The sequence below is a fragment of the Niallia sp. FSL R7-0271 genome (assembly GCF_038005785.1).
Lineage (GTDB): Bacteria > Bacillota > Bacilli > Bacillales > Cytobacillaceae > Niallia.
Genome location: NZ_JBBOTZ010000001.1, coordinates 3,493,669 through 3,509,049 on the forward strand (window position 1 = coordinate 3,493,669; position 15,381 = coordinate 3,509,049).

The following is a 15,381-nucleotide window of genomic DNA, read 5'->3' on the forward strand; positions in this document are numbered from 1 at the left end:
TTTGTTGATTAAATAGAATATAGTTCCAATTGCTATAATAGAATTTTACTTATTAAGGAGTATTTGCCAATGAATTTATATCATACATGGATTTACGAATATGTCCTCAATGCCAAGTGGTTCATCTGGGTGATTGTCTACACCGTGCTTGCCTTAAACGTCATGGCACCTGTAATTATTTGGGGACTGATGAATGGCACTGCTTTAAAAAAATGGGGAAAGATGATTGTGGAGAAAACAAAAAAGAAAATGAAGCAAAAGAATCTCGAATCCTAATCTTTGCTTCATTTTCCACCTTTTATTTTATTAAATTTTTTGCAAAACCTTTTCATTCACAGACGGACGGCCGATGGAGTGGTAATGGACTCCAGCTTCTTCTGCCTCCGCAAGTGCATAGCAGTTCCTGCCGTCGTATACGTACGGCGTTTTCATATTTTCTGTAAACAAAGTTAAAGGAGCATTCTTGATTTCCGGCCACTCTGTAAACACAAAGCAAATATCTGCATCCTGCAACGCTTCTTCTATGGTTGATGCAAAAGCCACTTCGGTCGGGTAGATTTTTTTGAAATTCTGTTCTCCTACCGGATCATAGACATGCACAGATGCGCCTTCGTTCAAAAGCAAGCGAACATTCGGAATAGACGGAGCTTCTCGCAAATCATCTGTTCCCGGCTTAAAAGTGACACCTAAAACAGCCACCTTCAAGCCAGCAAAACTGGCAAAGTCTTTCCTTGCCTTTTTGATGAGCTTAAACTTCTGCTTTTCATTAACCTCAATCGCTGCCTTCACAGTGCGAAGAACATAGCCTTCTTCCTCAGACAGCCAGTGCAGCGCCTTCGTATCCTTCGGGAAGCATGAGCCACCGTAACCAATACCAGCCTGCAGAAATTTGTCCCCAATCCGGCTGTCCATGCTCATCCCTTTCGTAACATCATCAATATTAGCACCAACTGCCTCACATAGATTGGCAATATCGTTCACAAAGGAGATTTTAAGTGCCAGAAAGTCATTGGACGCATACTTGACCATTTCCGCACTGCGGCGTCCCATATTAAGAATTGGCTGCTGGAACGGCTGGTAAATTTGTGTTAAGAGCTGTCTTGCATTCTCTGATTCTGTACCGATAACGATTCGCGATGCATGAAGTGTGTCTCTGACAGCAGTGCCTTGTGCCAAAAACTCCGGATTTGCGGCTACCTCAACGTTTATATCACGCTTCACATGCTCTTTTATAAATGCTTCGACCTTATCGTTTGTACCGATTGGAACAGTCGATTTAATCACTACTAAACAGTCTCTTTGTACATTTTCGGCTATTTGTCTGGCCACATTGTATAAGAACGTAAGATTAGCAGAGCCATCCTCGTTTTCTGGTGTACCGACACCGATGATGATGACACTTGAATTTGCATATGCTGATTTATGGTCTGTTGTAAAAAACAGGCTGCCAGCATCCTTATTTCTGACGATCAGCTCATCTAGCTGCGGCTCATAAATAGGAGAGATGCCTTTATTCAATAAATCAATCTTATCCTGAATGGGATCAACACATGTCACTACATGGCCTGCTTCTGCCAAACATACGCCAGTCACTAATCCTACATACCCTGTTCCTGCTACTGTAATCTCCATTCGATCGAAACTCCCTCATCTTTTTATTGTCTATAAACCCGATTGCAATCTTTTTCCTTCATTTTAGCAGTGGCTTGTAAAGCTAATTCGTCATCTTTGTAAAGGTTGTATGAACTAACCCTATCGCCTAAGGCAAACAACAGCTATCATGGCAATTACCTAGTTTTCACACCCACTTCTTTTGTCTAAAATAGATTTCCACTATTCGCAGCCTGTTAATATTTCTTATATATTGAAAGCACCTAGGAAACTAACAAGAAAAAGCGCTTTTTCGAAAGGGATTTTCTGTTGAATGACAAAGACTATCAATTGTTAACCGAACAGTATACACCGATGATTCACCATTTGCTGAAAAAACTATCTATCTATAAAAATAAAGAAGAGTTTGTGCAAATTGGCCTTATCAGCATCTGGGAAGCATGGCAGAACTATAAAGAAGATAAAGGAAAGTTTCACTCTTATTTGTATATGTATATGAGAGGAAGATTTCTCGATGAACTGAAACGCCGTTCTAAAGAGGAACAGCAGACTGTATACCCTGAGGAGGCATTTTGGGAAACGGCTGGAAGTCACATGCTGACTCTAGATGAGCACTATATTCAAACATTGTGCAGTACACTTACTGCAAAAGAAGCAAAGTGGGTCAGCTATTTTTCCATCCAGCAGTTGACAATAGCTGAAATTGCTGCAAAAGAGCATGTCAGCAAGTCAGCAGTGAAGGCTTGGAAAAAAGGTGCGGTAGAAAAGCTGCGTAAAATTCTTGCCCAGCAAATGTAAAAAGGACGGCTCGGGAGCCATCCTCAAGTGTTAAATCATAAATTTATATTCACTAGCTGTTCTCATATGAAGAATAAATACCTTCAAGAGATCCTTTGTCGCTTCTAAATCCTTTATATCAATCACTTCATTTGGAGAATGTGCATATCTGGAAGGAATAGAGAGCACTCCTGTCGGTATCCCCTTACCCGCAAGGCTTAATTCTCCTGCATCTGTTCCAATTCCAGGAAACACTTCAAGCTGATAAGGAATGCTGTGTTCTTTTGCCAGTGACTGGAGCTGCTCTTTTACCTTCCTGTTAGAAATCAAGCTAAAATCCATAATTTTAATACCGGTGCCAGCACCTAAGGCAAGTGTTTTATCCATCATTTCCTCAGGAGTATCACTGACTGCTGTCGTATCAAGAGCAATTGCCACATCAGCATCCGTCTGATGGCTAACAACCCTTGCTCCCCTTAAGCCGACTTCCTCCTGAACAGTAAAGGCGCCGATAATTTCTCCTGCAAAATCAGTTGCATCAAGTTCCTCAAGCGCTTTAATTAGCACGGCACAGCCTGCTCTGTCATCAAAAGCTTTGCCGCTGATTCTTTTATCTGTTAACAGGTCGAAATGAGGCTGCCAAACAATCGAATCACCCACTTCAATCCCCAGTTCCGCTGCCTCTTTTTTGCTTGTAACACCTGCGTCTATGTATTGCTGTTTATGAGAACGAACCTTCTGCACATCATCAAACTTCACCATATGAGCAGATATGGTGCCAATAACCCCTGAACGCAGACCTCTGCCAGTTTTGATTTGTACTCGCTGCGAAAGAAGGACTCTGTCATCATGGCCACCTAATTTCTCAAAGCGAATCAAACCATTGTCTTCTACTTTTTTGACAATAAAGCCTACTTCATCCATATGTGCAGCAACGACAATTTTGGGTCCTGGCTTGCTGCCCTTTTTCGTGACTATTAAATTACCAGCACCGTCCACTTCAATTGTATCAACAGTGCCGCGCAGGCGTGCTGCAATAAATGCCGCAACATCGTCTTCAAAACCGCATGGTCCGTGCAGTGCTGTCAGTTCCTTCAATAATTCTATCACTTTGTTCCACCTCCGATAATTTCAGCCTTATTTCTATATCCGAAATAAATTCCGCCTTCCTTTATCGTAAGCTATTTTTCAGAAAAATCAATATAATAATAAAAAAAAGACTGGTGTTTGGCACCAGCCTTTTAAACATTATATAAATAACCCAACTATTGTTGCAGTTAGAACAGATGATAGAGTTGCTGCAAGCAGCATTTTTAAACCAAATTTAGCAACAACATCCGCTTTTTCACCATTGATTGCCTGGATGGACCCAGAGATAATACCAATGGAAGAAAAGTTAGCAAATGATACTAGGAATGTGGAAACAATACCGACCGTCTTCTCAGACAGATTTGGAATCATTTCTTGGAACTGCAGCATCGCAACGAATTCGTTAGCCGCAAGCTTCGTACCCATAACAGAACCTGCATCAAGGATTTCATGGCCTGGTATACCCATAATCCAAGCGATTGGCGCAAAGATATAGCCTAGAATTCCTGTAAAGCCAATACCGAAGATTGCTGAAAAGAAAGAGTTGATTAGTGCCAGTAAACCTACATAAGCAACAAGCATTGCCGCAACAATTAAAGCAACTCGTCCACCATCAAGAGCTCCTGCAGAGATTGCTCCGAAAATAGAATTCGTTGTAGAAACCTCTTTAATGTTGATTTCCTCGTCCTCTTCCTTTTTGATCGGGCAGAACAATGTAGAAATGATAAGGGCAGACAACGCATTAAGCAGCATGGCAATCAATACATACTTCGCAGGAATCATATTCATATATGAACCCATGATAGAAGCAGATACACTTGCCATTGCAGAAGTCGATACAACGAACAGCTTGTTGTCATTCATTTTATCCAAATGCGATTTAATCGCTAAAATAGTTTCTGACTGTCCAAAGAAAATAGAGTTAATGCTGTTGAAAGTTACAACCTTAGAAAGACCAGTAAGCTTCGCCAATGCTCCGCCGATATATTTGATAGCCAATGGCAGAACTCTAATATGAGTCAGCACAGACAATAATGTGGATGTAAAGATAATCAGCATCAGTACATTAAGGAAAAATACACTTACTCCTTCATCAACAAGACCGCCTGTAACGAAGTCGACTCCCTCATAACCAAAGCTAAGTACTTTCGACACACCATTAGAAGTAGCTTCAATAATCTTCAAGCCAAAAGTTGTCTTGAACATCACAACAGTTATTAATAATTGCATAACAATCATAATAAGAATCGCTTTAAAGTTAACGGCCTTTTTATCATTTGACAGAAGATATGACAAGCCCAATGTTAAAAGCAGCCCAATTATTCCTATTAAAATAGACATTTCCCTTTCCCTCCTGGATGTTATTCACAAATGTTGAATAATAGATTCGCACATAGTACACAATTTTTTATGATACTGGAAAGGAGCAGGAATGTCACTGCTTTTAAGCAAATAAACAAAAGTTCTATTCTTCAAAAAAGTATAGTAAATTCACAAGATTTATATAGTTTTGTGATTCAAACAATTGTTTATCCCCCCTTTTATTGGAGAGAATTTGAATTATAGAATTAAATCAGTGGAGATGTCAAATGTTAGTCTTGTTTTATTGTTTTTTTCTATTTGTCTGATTATTTTTGAGCACCTTTATCAACTAAGCACTATGCCTTTCGGAGAGCAAACCTTAAGCTTTTGGAGAAAAATGGATAAATTATGATAAAATATACTTTTGAAGATTAGGAGGAGATTATTTGAATAGTATTAACCTATTAGTGATTAAAGATGAGGAAATAAGCGACTTTGAGACTTTATTTGTAAAAGCTAGTATAGATGGAAAAGAACACCGCTTTCAGCTAGATACAGGCTCCAATCAAACTATCATGTTAGAAGATGATAGTTTAGCATCTTATCAAAAAAATGAGGCCAATGATTATATAGGAGCCTTTTCCGAACATCAAATAGAATCTATTAGTGTTTCTTCAATAAGAGTCGGTCCGATTAGCAAAGTGGATTTTGAAGTAGCATCAATCAAGGATGAAACGGGAACATTCACCAATATACTAGGAATAGATTTTTTCTTAGAACATAAATGCTATTTTCGCTTCGATCAATCTCAAATAGTTATTGATTCACCTTTGGAAGAAGGAGAAGATATTCTTTTTCACCATATAAAAGCTGATAATTCTCTTCCCTTTATAGAAGGAATTCTTAATGGTATGAAAGTTCATGCTTTATGGGATACAGGAGCTAATATTAATGTTGTTGATAGTTCACTTATCAATAGCTATCCAGAAATGTTTCAAGAAATAGATGGCAAAGCATTAGCATCAGGTCTAAGTGAAACAAATACAGAAATCCCTATTTATTATATGGAAGCCATTGAAATAGGAGGGCATGTTTTTCAAAAGCAATTAGTGGCTGCTACGGATTTGTCCCATTTTATTGAGCATATGGAACAGCCAATCCAACTAATAATAGGTTATAACACGATAAGTAATGCAAATTGGATATTTGACTTTCCTAACAGCAAATGGGCGATTTTAAGCAATGATTAAGTTATACAATTGAAAATCTTCGGAACTAGATAACTAAGATTTTCTACTAATTTTCTTTTATTTAATATCCTTTTTTTATAAACAAACAAAAAACCCCTCAAATTAATGAAGGGGCTCCTTAAATCATGCAGTCTTTTCTTCTGCTTTAACTGCTGGTTTTCTGTTTGGCAATAGATTAAACAAGATGTTCAGCACAATAGCTGTAACACTTCCTGCTACAATGCCGCTTTCTGTCAGAATGCGGATTGTTTCAGGCATTTCTTTGAAGATATCTGGCACTACTGTCACACCAAGACCTAATCCGACTGAGCATGCGACAACAAGCAGGTTTCCTTGCTGGTTGAAATCAACTTGTCCCAGCATTTTAATACCGTATGCACAAACCATACCGAACATCGCTAACGATGCTCCCCCCAGCACTGCTGTTGGGATTAGGGTTGTGACTGCTGCTACTTTAGGCAGGAAGCCTAGGATAACAAGGATAATACCAGCAGAGAAAATCGCGCTTTTTGTTTTTACTCCTGTCAGCTGTACAAGCCCGACGTTTTGTGAGTAAGCTGTGTATGGGAAGGAGTTGAACACACCGCCAATTACGCTGGCAATCCCTTCAGAACGATATCCTCTTGCAAGGTCCTTTTCTGATACCTTTGTTTTTGTGATATCGCTAAGAGCTAAATATACACCAGTCGATTCAATAAGGCTGACAATTGCTACAAGTGTCATTGTTAAGATAGCTGAAAAATTAAATGTCGGCATTCCGAAATAGAATGGCTTTAAGCCGTGAACCCAGGAAGCTTCCCCAACTTCAGCAAAGTTGACTAAGCCCATGAACGCTGCAACAATTGTTCCAACGATTAATCCAATTAAAATGGAGATAGTTTTAATAAAGCCTTTTGCATATTTGTTTAGCAACAGGATAAACACTAACACACCGAAAGACAACAGCAGGTTTTTCGGATCACCGAAGTCTGCACTGCCTTCGCCGCCTGCCATATCCTTAATAGCGACAGGAATCAATGTTAAACCAATGATGGTTACGACAGAGCCTGTCACAACAGGCGGGAAATATTTAACTAGCTTACTAAAGAAGGAAGAAATAATAATAATGATAGCTCCTGAAACGATAATCGCTCCGTATATAGCAGTTACTCCATGATTTGCACCAATTGCAATCATCGGTCCTACTGCTGTAAATGTACAGCCAAGCATGACTGGAAGACCAATCCCGAAGAATTTATTTTTCCAAACTTGCAGCAATGTAGCGATACCGCATGTCAGCAAATCAATTGATACTAAATAGGTTAATTGTTCAAATGTTAAATTCAGCGCTCCGCCAACAATCAATGGAACTAGCACTGCTCCGGCATACATTGCCAGAACGTGTTGAAAGCCTATTGACCATGTCTTTAAAGATTCCTTGCCCATATAATTAGTAACCTCCTGAATAGATGCTTTGCACTTCTCTGTCTGCAGCAAACTTCACTTTTCCTTCTTGCAGGGAAGCGATTCTTGCCAATGACTCCAAACGATATCCTTTTTTAAGAATCTCATCAGCACCAGGCTGGAAGGACTTTTCAATCAAAATACCGATACCGCTCACCTCAGCGCCAGCTTGTTCTACTAAATCTGCCAGACCGATTGCTGCCTGTCCGTTTGCAAGGAAGTCATCAATAATTAAGACACGGTCTTCCTTTAAAAGATATTTTTTCGATACAGTAATCTCATTGGATTCCTGCTTTGTAAAAGAATAAACAGTCGATGTATATAAATCGCTTGTTAACGTCAAAGATTTTCTTTTTCTCGCAAAAATGACGGGAACATTCATCGCTAGGCCCGCCATAATAGCAGGTGCAATGCCGGAAGATTCAATCGTTAGGATTCTTGTGACTCCTGCGTCTTTAAACCTTCTTGCGAACTCTAAGCCAATCTCATTCATAAGCTGTGGATCCATTTGATGATTGATGAAAGAGTCTACTTTAAGCACATTGCTGTCGAGCACAATGCCTTCTCTTTCAATTTTGTCTGTTAGTAGCTTCATTGCGTTCATCCCCCTGAAAAATAAAAAGGAGAACAGCACGTTTACTTAAAAAAGAGTAAGCGTGCTGTTCTCCAGCAGAATTAATGACACTATTCCCTAAAGAAAATAGCATCCTATTATTAATAGCTTACTCGTAGTCAGATAATTTCCGGTTATCTGGTAGAAACTCGCAGGCCATATCCCTGCTATTATACGAGATGAATATAAATGTTATATAGAAATTATATCCGAAGATTGGACTTTTGCAAACTGAATTTTTACAAAAACGAAGAATATTCGACAAAGTCCAACACGGAAGCACAGGATAAAAACCTTGCTGTCACTGTCTTTAGCCGGTTTTTCAGACTAATGCTGGGAAATGCAACCAAAAGAAGAAGCCGCCAAATTTATCGGCGGCTTTTCCTCTTATTTATATCTTGGTATGTCAAGGGTAATACTATATGACTCTAGTATATTATAAATATTATACATGCTGGATGTTTGCTTAGATGCCCAGCCAATATCTGTTGCATATTGGTGTGTAGCATATCCATTTGCAGCTGCTCCGACAGGATTCCATCTCATTTCATATATAGTATCTTGACCTCTGTCAATATAGTCTTTTCGCACAAATTCAGCACCGCCAATAATAGCTGCTTCTGGTGTAAACCAGCCTGCGCTGTACGCGAAAGCTGCTCCGCCTGAAACGGCATTATTGTCTGTTGCGCCAATTCCGTACATATTGTACACTGTCTTGCCATTGTATGTGACGCCTTTTGCAAGCTGGCTCGTTCCGTTTCCTGTTTCCAAGAAGGAGTGTGCCATCAAGTAAACGGCGTTAACGCCATACTGCTCTGCAGCTTTTTGGTAGCTGCTCGCTTTTCCAGCAAGAATACCTTTTCCGGTAAGAACCTTCTCGTTTACTTCAGTCACATTGATTGTTCCCGGATCAGAAAGCTTAGCGAATTGCAGCTGTGCTTTCAGCGTTCCCTGGAAGTTAGATGGGTTGATATAATACTTCAGATCCGCTATGGAAGGCGGAACCCATCCGCCAAGCTTCATCCAGTTCATGCCGTCCGTGCCCTTTACTGTGCTAAGGACTGTGAAATCACTGTCTCCTGCTTGGAAGCGAAGATCATGTGCACTGTAGTTCGCCCCCGGACCTGTACGAATATTCCAGCCGCCCTCAACAGCTAATCTGCCATTGCTTTTCGTATAAAAAGCATCTTCACGCAAGTAGATGTCATAGCGTTTGTCTGTTTTTGGAGCGGAATTGCTCTGGATTGTCGTCATTTGGTCAAGGGTAAGAGAAAAGTCACTGTATGTTTTAATTACTTCTTGCTTCACCGATTCGCTAATATCAAGGCTGAGATTTGCGTTGCCAGTGCTCTCGAAATACTTGATTGTTACAGTGTGGTATCCTTTGTCCATGTACTTCGCTTTTACTTCTCGCTCGCCCTTCTTCGCTACCCATGAATCGATGATAGTCTTTCCATCGACAAGCAGAATGACACCGTCATCTGCATTAACAGTGAAGTCATAGTTCGTGCTCTTAGAGAAGTAGACTTGCTTGCTCATAACTGCTGAGAAGTTATCATTTGGAATACTCTTAGCAGGCGAGCCTGAACCCCAATTGAAGTTCACGTCAGATTCCTGATCGACTTCCACAAGTCCTGTGGAAGATACAGGACTGCTTGGATTAATGACGTTCGGATAATATTGAACTGTCCAAGTATCCTTATTGATTAAGCTGTTCTCATTGAATGGGGTAATCGTAAAGTCAATATTCGATTTGCCTGTCTGTTCAAGATATCTAACCTCAATCCAGTGAATATCTCCTTCTGCCCCATTCTTGACAGAAAGCTTAACTGCATCATTTTTGCTGTTGCCAGCACTCCATCTGTCGATCACAACTTTGCCGTCGACAAGCACTTGCACTCCGTCGTCAGCAATTGTGTTGATATAATAATCGCCAGCAGTCAGGCGCTTCGCCGTAACATAACGTGCTGAATAGTTATTAGCAGGCACATTTGCCATCGGCGCATCATAGCCGAAATCTTCTGTAAAGCCGTTGTTGCTGTTCGGATTGAGCACTTTCGCATTCACAGGAGCACCAGATGTTTCCATATTGTCATAATAATAGACAATCCAGTTTCCAAATGGGACTACATCAGCAAACAGAGATGCTTTTCCGGTATTTTCATAGTATTCAGCAGTAACGGTATGATTACCGCTAGAGACCTTCGGCAATGTTGCACGGTAGATGTCTCCTGAAGAGTTCGTCCACTTATCGATAAACTTGCTGCCATCAAGGCTCATGCGGATGCCGTCATCAGCAAACGCCTGTGCAAAGTAATCTTGTCCGCCTGCAATCAGTTTTCTGAAGCGAGCAGAGAAGTTATCTGCAGAAAGGCCTGAGATGGACTGCCCCGTACCCCAATTATAGCGAATGGTATCAAGCTTATTGCCGGATGTCGCTCCGCCTGCTATATTTACATAATTTCCAGACAATGTGCTGTTCGGGTAGAATTGACCGAACCAGCTGTCCTTCTCAACTTCCTTATCTGCGTTTTGCAAATAGAACTCAAGACCGCTGCCGCCTGTCTGATCATAGTATTGAATTTCAATGGTATGAACATTTTTGTCAGAAGCAGAAGCTGAAGTGCGATCATTAACTTGAATAATATCAGTTGTTTCACTCTTCCAATAGCTGCTTGATTTCCATCTGTCCACAACAAGATTGCCGTCAAGATAAACACGAATTCCATCATCTGCTCTTGTGCGCAAAATATACGAACCAGCAGTTATCCTTTGTGCTGTCTTGTAGCTTACAGAGAAGTTGTCTGCATTAATCCCTGCAGTTGGTGAGCCTGTGCCATTTTCCACCTTCAGACTTTGTCCATTTCCAGAAACAGTCTTGACAGACTTAGGCATACCAGTCAGAGATGTATTGTTATAATAGGATGCAATCCAGTTTCCGAATGGTGCCACAGTTGCTGCGATTCCTGCATTGTTGGTACTTTCATAGTAATCAACAGTCAAACGGTGATTTCCAGTGCTTAAACCTGTGATTGTTCCAAAATCTGATTTTCCGGAAGAATTGCTCCAGCGGTTAATGACAGTCTTGTCATCAACCGTTGCTCTTACTCCGTCATCTGCATATGTTTGAATAACATAGTCCTTGCCGCCCTCAATGAGCTTCATGAACTTAGCAGAGAAGTTGTCTGCATTCACTTCTGTATAAGGCTTGCCTGTTCCCCAATTATGAAGAAGCTCCTTCACCTTAGTGCCTGCAGTAGCACCGCCGACTGCTTTTACCAGTGTTCCAGACTGACTCGTATTATTGTAGTAAAGCTCTAGCCAGCTGTCCTTTTCAAGCTCATCACTCGCAGGCTGCAGATAAAATTCCAATCCGCTGCTTTTTGTCTCCTCATGATACTCAATTCGTATGGTGTGAATATCTTTATGGTCTGCATTCCCTGTTGTATGATCCTTTACAGAGATGACATGAGTCTGTTCGCTCTTCCAGTAGCTGCTTGACTTCCAGCTGTCGACTGCAAGCTTGCCGTCAATATAAACACGCATTCCGTCGTCAGCTCTTGTACGTAAAATATAGTCGCCTGCCTTAATTCTTTGGGCAGTTGAATAGCTTGCGGAGAAATAATCGCCGCCAACCGCACTAACAGGTGAACCATATCCGTTCTCTACCTTCAAGGAAGTGCCGTCACTTGAAATTGTATTTTGTGCTGCCGGGAAGCCGCTTAAATTCGTATTGTTGTAATACCAGGCAATCCAGTTGCCCAGCGGCACTGCGTCTCCCGCTACTCTTGCTCTGCCGCCTGCTTCCATATAATCGACTTGAAGCAGATTATTGCCGGATGCAAGATCCGTAATAATTCCTGTATCCATTATTCCAGAGGAGTTGCTCCAGCGATTGATGACGGTGTTGCCATTTGCCTTTGCACGAATTCTGTCATCGGCATATGTCTGGATATAATAATCCTTGCTGCCATCAAGAAGCTTATAGTAGCTTGCTGTGAAATTATCCTCATTGATGTTTGGATACGGCTTGTTCTTATCCCAGTTATGGAAAAGCTGGCTCTGCTTTGTTCCAGCAGTAGCGCCTCCCTCAATAACAGAAGCAAGCCCGCTTAAAGAGGTATTGTTATAATATAAGCCAAACCATTTATTAGCTGCAGCCTCTTGTTGAATAGTATTCAAGTAAAATTCAAGGCCGCTGCCGCCTGTTTTCTCATAATACTCGATCGTAATTTCATGGACATCCTTCTTAGAAGCATCACTTGTGCTCTTGTCCTTTATTTCGATCATATGCGCTTGTTCACTTTTCCAATAGCTGCTTGATTTCCAGCTGTCTACAGCCAATTTGCCGTCAATATAAATCCGCATGCCGTCATCAGCACGAGTTCGCAAGATATACTTGCCGGCCTTTATATGCTGAGCTGTTGAATATCTCACAGAGAAGTTATCCTTGCCAATGCCTTCTATCGGGGATCCTGAACCGTTTTCCACCTTGAGGGACTTGCCGTTTCCTTGAATAACATTCTGTCTCTTCGGAGTTCCGCTTAAAGAGGTATTGTCATAGTACCAGCCGATCCAGTCGCCAAATTCGACTGCTTCAGCAGCAAATCTCGCTCTGCCAGTCGCTTCAAGGTAATTTACCTTCATCGTCTGTTCTCCAGAGCCAACATTTGTTGCGACACCTGTATTAATAGCGCCGGATGAGTTGTAGTTTTGCTTGATTACTGTCTGACTCCCAATTTTCACTTCAATCTGATCATCTGCATAAGATTGGACAAAATAATCCTTGCCACCAGCCAACTTCTTTAAATAAGTTGCAGTGAAGTTGTCTGCAGGCAGGCCGTCCGCAGGGCTTTCACGCCCCCAGTCTTTCAGGAGCTGATCTAGCTTAGTGCCAGCTGTCGCTCCGCCTTCCACTAATGCGGGAGTGCCAGAAAACGATTTATTAGAATAATAGAGTCCTAGCCAGCTGGAATCCTCTGTTTCATCCTCATATGGATGAAGATAAACCTCAAGGCCGCTGCCGCCAGTCTTATCATAGTATTCTACCTTTATGCGGTGAAGCTGTTTGTTGGATTGACCGCTAATGTCTGCGACTGTAATCACTTTGGACTTCTCACTTTTCCAATAGCTGCTTGCAGTCCAGTCATCCACAACCTTCTTGCCATCCACATAAACTCTAATGCCGTCATCTGCCCTTGTCCGCAGGATATACTTCCCTGCAGGCATCACTTGGTCGGACTGATAAACAGCAGAAAAGTTGTCGCTGTTCACTCCGGTTGCCGGAGAATTAGTGCCGTTCTCTACTTTCAAGCCGAGCTCATTCTGGGAAATCTCCTCTTTTACGACAGGAGTTCCTGACATGCTCGTATTGTTATAGTAGCTAACAGACCATTTTGCAGCAGTTGCTGCTTCTGCATCATGACTAGCCGGAATAAATAACCCCGAAATTCCGAATGCTAAAGCCATAAATGTTACGGGTAAAAACTTCTTAATCCAAGACACCTCCTAAAAAGATTCGTCTGATAAAATAGTCTTAGCGATAAACCCTCTATAATTATGCAATATTACCCGAAATTTGTTAATAATTCTTTTGAAGCACCTACCAAAAATAGTACGATATACTCATAGATTTTGGAGAAATATGAGAAAATATGTATGTTTTTGTCAAAAAATTATATTTAATGGGAGTTTTATAAATTGGTAGTCGGATAGGTATAAAGAGGTGAGGAGGCAGCATAAAAAGCTGCCTTAAAAGATGGACAGTAAATAAAAGTAATAAATTGGTTTATATCCAGCCATTATTTTGCGCCTTTGAAATTGCTTCAATTCTGTTTTTGACTTCTAATTTATTTAATACTTCAGAAATATAGTTGCGGATAGTGCCGGAAGAAAGATACAAGGTCGAGGAAATTTCTTGGACAGTTTTTCCTGCAGCCACGAGAGCTAAAATCTCTTGTTCTCTTTCTGTTAATGGATTTTCTGTACCTATGCTGCCAAAAATCAATTCAGAGGCAAACTCTCTTTTTCCCTTCATAACATTCGCATTCTCCTTCCGCTTGCTGGTGAATAAAAAAAGGCTTCTTCCCAATAGGAAGAAGTCTTTTTTCCATTATGCTGTCTTCGTCTTCACAGCTCTAAGCTGAACAAACAGCAAGACAAATCCGACTACTGTAATGATTGGTGCCACCAGAACAAGATCTTGAAGTGGCAAATAAGTAACCGACAAGCCTCCTGCAAATGCACCGCCGGCATTGCCGAGATTCATTGCCGATTGATTTAGCGTGCTTGCAATTGTTGGTGCTTCTGCTGACAGCCCGAGTATGCGGAACTGGAGCATTGGCACCATGGAAAAGGCAAGGACGCCGAACAGGAATATGCCTGGAATCATCAATATTGTGGAGAATTGCAGCAGATACAGAACAAAGAAGTACAGGATGAAGATAACCAATATATACTGCAAGGATAAATTAATATTCCAGTCTGCCAATTTTCCGCCCACGATATTGCCAACTGTAACTCCAAGCCCGAACACGACGAGTATCCACGATACTGCTGCAGATGGGAAGCCTGTTACATCTGTTAAAATTGGTGTGATGTATGTGAACAATGTGAACACACTGCCAAAGCAGAACATTGCAATCAACAAAGCCAGCCATAACTGATTGTTCTTGAGGACAGCAAGCTCTTTTCTTAAGTCCGCCTTTTTCTGCTCTTTCGGCTTTGGCACAAGCATATATATTCCAATAAGTGTAATAAAGCCAATGACTGCGATAATGAGGAAGCTGCTCCGCCAGCCGAGCTGCTGGCCAACAAATGTACCGAATGGCACACCGATTACATTAGCAACTGTCAATCCTGTGAACATCAATGCCATTGCGCTGGCACGGCGAGAATGCTCTACAAGACTTGCGGCCATAATTGCTCCTACTCCAAAGAACGAGCCGTGTGCCAATGACGTCAGCAAACGGGAAGCCATAAGTACACCGTAGCTTGACGCAATTGTTGACATTAAGTTTCCGAGAATAAATATTATCATTAACAACATTAATAAGTTCTTTTGTGACATTTTATAGGTTATAAGGACAAGAATAGGCCCGCCGACTGCCACACCAAGGGCATAGCCAGTAATAAGCTGTCCTGCTGCAGCAATAGAAGAGTTAACATCCCTTGCCACTTCTGGCAGCAAGCCCATGATAACAAACTCTGTCATGCCGATTGCAAATGCGCCAATTACCAATGTCCACAATGCCACTGGATATTTTTTATTCATATAATTCCCCTTTCGATGCATCA

General features: G+C 41.2%; 10 protein-coding genes, 1 pseudogene and 1 riboswitch. Of the genes and pseudogenes, 3 read left to right on the forward strand and 8 right to left on the reverse strand.

Annotated features, from left to right (window positions below; all coding sequences use genetic code 11):
* The first annotated feature begins 69 nt into the window (after positions 1–69).
* Positions 70–276 (forward strand): hypothetical protein, encoded by a 207-nt coding sequence (locus MKX82_RS17865; protein ID WP_233315733.1) that lies wholly within the window; start codon positions 70–72, stop codon positions 274–276.
* Between the two features lie 30 nt (positions 277–306).
* Here the strand turns inward: MKX82_RS17865 and MKX82_RS17870 are convergent, their stop codons facing one another.
* Positions 307–1,632, reverse strand: a complete 1,326-nt coding sequence (locus tag MKX82_RS17870; RefSeq protein ID WP_341078897.1) for a UDP-glucose dehydrogenase family protein — start codon at positions 1,630–1,632, stop codon at positions 307–309.
* Between the two features lie 288 nt (positions 1,633–1,920).
* Between MKX82_RS17870 and MKX82_RS17875 the strand changes: the two genes are divergently transcribed.
* Complete coding sequence (locus tag MKX82_RS17875) at positions 1,921–2,409, forward strand: sigma-70 family RNA polymerase sigma factor (protein WP_341078898.1); 489 nt, start codon at positions 1,921–1,923, stop codon at positions 2,407–2,409.
* Between the two features lie 30 nt (positions 2,410–2,439).
* Here MKX82_RS17875 and MKX82_RS17880 read toward each other — a convergent pair whose 3' ends face one another.
* Positions 2,440–3,498 (reverse strand): M42 family metallopeptidase, encoded by a 1,059-nt coding sequence (locus MKX82_RS17880; RefSeq protein ID WP_341078900.1) that lies wholly within the window; start codon positions 3,496–3,498, stop codon positions 2,440–2,442.
* A gap of 138 nt (positions 3,499–3,636) precedes the next feature.
* Positions 3,637–4,818, reverse strand: coding sequence for a NupC/NupG family nucleoside CNT transporter (locus tag MKX82_RS17885; RefSeq protein ID WP_341078903.1), 1,182 nt, complete (start codon positions 4,816–4,818; stop codon positions 3,637–3,639).
* 407 nt (positions 4,819–5,225) lie between these two features.
* Between MKX82_RS17885 and MKX82_RS17890 the strand changes: the two genes are divergently transcribed.
* Positions 5,226–6,029, forward strand: a complete 804-nt coding sequence (locus tag MKX82_RS17890) for a pepsin/retropepsin-like aspartic protease family protein (RefSeq protein ID WP_341078905.1) — start codon at positions 5,226–5,228, stop codon at positions 6,027–6,029.
* Between the two features lie 123 nt (positions 6,030–6,152).
* On the opposite strand, the gene MKX82_RS17895 is transcribed toward MKX82_RS17890, so the two are convergent.
* From MKX82_RS17895 to MKX82_RS17915, 5 genes and pseudogenes are all read right to left on the reverse strand, one after another.
* Positions 6,153–7,454, reverse strand: coding sequence for a nucleobase:cation symporter-2 family protein (locus MKX82_RS17895; protein WP_233315738.1), 1,302 nt, complete (start codon positions 7,452–7,454; stop codon positions 6,153–6,155).
* Between the two features lie 4 nt (positions 7,455–7,458).
* The gene (locus MKX82_RS17900; RefSeq protein ID WP_233315739.1) at positions 7,459–8,067 is read right to left on the reverse strand and encodes a xanthine phosphoribosyltransferase; all 609 of its coding nucleotides are present in this window, start codon (positions 8,065–8,067) and stop codon (positions 7,459–7,461) included.
* Positions 8,068–8,181: 114 nt separating this feature from the next.
* Positions 8,182–8,283, reverse strand: a riboswitch (purine riboswitch).
* Positions 8,284–8,472: 189 nt separating this feature from the next.
* Positions 8,473–13,554, reverse strand: coding sequence for a PA14 domain-containing protein (locus tag MKX82_RS17905; RefSeq protein ID WP_341078908.1), 5,082 nt, complete (start codon positions 13,552–13,554; stop codon positions 8,473–8,475).
* Positions 13,555–13,873: 319 nt separating this feature from the next.
* Positions 13,874–14,128: pseudogene (locus MKX82_RS17910) on the reverse strand (response regulator transcription factor); the annotation flags it as partial.
* 69 nt (positions 14,129–14,197) lie between these two features.
* The gene (locus MKX82_RS17915; protein ID WP_341078910.1) at positions 14,198–15,358 is read right to left on the reverse strand and encodes an MFS transporter; all 1,161 of its coding nucleotides are present in this window, start codon (positions 15,356–15,358) and stop codon (positions 14,198–14,200) included.
* Positions 15,359–15,381: the final 23 nt, after the last annotated feature.